Source organism: Streptomyces sp. FH025, assembly GCF_017427025.1.
In the GTDB taxonomy this organism is placed as follows: Bacteria; Actinomycetota; Actinomycetes; order Streptomycetales; family Streptomycetaceae; genus Kitasatospora.
Genome location: NZ_JAFLNG010001149.1, coordinates 1 through 1,378, shown reverse-complemented (window position 1 = coordinate 1,378; position 1,378 = coordinate 1). Strand labels below are relative to the sequence as shown.

General features: G+C 75.8%; 2 protein-coding genes. One reads left to right on the top strand and one right to left on the bottom strand.

Translation table 11 applies throughout. The annotated features are described in order from the left end of the window. Positions 1-499 (bottom strand): GntR family transcriptional regulator (locus J0670_RS38050; RefSeq protein ID WP_207817337.1); only part of this gene is annotated, 499 nt, incomplete at its 3' end. On the opposite strand from J0670_RS38050, the gene J0670_RS38045 reads away from it, so the two are divergent. Next, on the top strand, positions 498-1,378 hold an 881-nt coding region (locus J0670_RS38045; RefSeq protein WP_207817336.1), incomplete at its 3' end, for a DMT family transporter. The genes J0670_RS38050 and J0670_RS38045 overlap by 2 nt on opposite strands.

Sequence of the window (1,378 nt, the reverse complement as noted above, 5' to 3'; positions counted from 1 at the left end):
ACCAGCCGCGCAGCTCGGTGAGGCCGTCGGTGGGCGGGCGGTCCCAGGCGCCCGGGCGGCGTCCGGCCCGGGCGAGGGCGCCCGCGAGCAGGCGTTCGGGCAGCAGCGAGGCGTGCGGATAGCCGCTGTTGAGGTCGATGACGTCCGGCGGGGGCACCCGGAGGGTGGCGAACACCGGGGCGGCCAGCAGGTCGCGCGGGCCGTGGTCGGCGCTGAGTGCGACCTCCTGCCAGGAGAGGTCGCCGGGCCTGGCCGCCGGTGCGGCCGAACCGGCCGGGGCCGCGGCGAAGGCCGCCGCCCGGAACACCCCCGCGCCCGGACGGGAGACCACCAACCCCTCGGCGGCCAGCACCGCGATGGCCCGGGAGACCGTCGCCGGGCTGACCTGGTGGCGGTCCACCAGGGCCCGGCTGGAGGGGAGCTTCCGTCCTTCCGGATAGCGCTCGACCTCTTGGCGCAGGATGTCGGTCAGTTTGGCCAGACTGCTACGCTCATTCATGACGGCACACGATAGCGCTACCCTGCCCTCGGCGATAGCACCTCAGCGCGGCACCACCTCCGGTACCGCCCTCGCCGCCCTCGGGGTGGCCTTCTTCTCGCTCAGCTTCCCCGCCACCGCGTGGTCCCTGACCGGCTTCGGCCCGTGGACCTCGACCGGGCTGCGCGGCGCCCTGGCCGGAGTGCTGGCCGCGCTCTACCTGCTGGCCTCCGCCGCCCCGCTGCCGAAGCGGCGGCACTGGCCCGGCCTGCTGGTGGTCTCCGGCGGCTGCGTGCTGGGCTTCCCGCTGCTGACCACGATCGCCCTGCGGACCTCCTCGACCGCCCACTCGGCGGTGGTGATCGGCGTCCTGCCGCTGGCCACCGCGGTGGTCGCGGCGCTGCGCACGGGCCGCCGGCCGTCCCGGGCGTTCTGGGCGGCGGCGCTGGCGGGGGCGGTGGCCGTGCTCGGCTTCACCCTGCTGCAGAGCCACGGCCGGCCCACCGTCGCGGACCTCCTCCTGTTCGTCGGCGTGGTGGTCTGCGCGGCCGGCTACGCGGAGGGCGGGCGGCTGTCCCGGGACCTCCCGGGCGCCCAGGTGATCGCCTGGGCGGTGCTGGCCGCGCTGCCCGTCATGGTGGTGACCTCCGCGTTCGGGCTGGCCACCGAGCCGGTGCGGATCGGGGCGAAGGCGCTGGTCGGCCTGGCGTACATCGCGGCGGTCTCGCAGTTCGGCGGGTTCGTGCTCTGGTACCGGGGGATGGCCGGGATCGGCGTGCCGAGGGCCAGTCAGCTGCAACTCGCCCAGCCACTGCTGACGCTGGTCTGGTCGGTGCTGCTGATGGGCGAGCACCTGCCGGCGGCCGCGCCGGTCACCGCGGTGGTGGTGCTGGTCTGCAT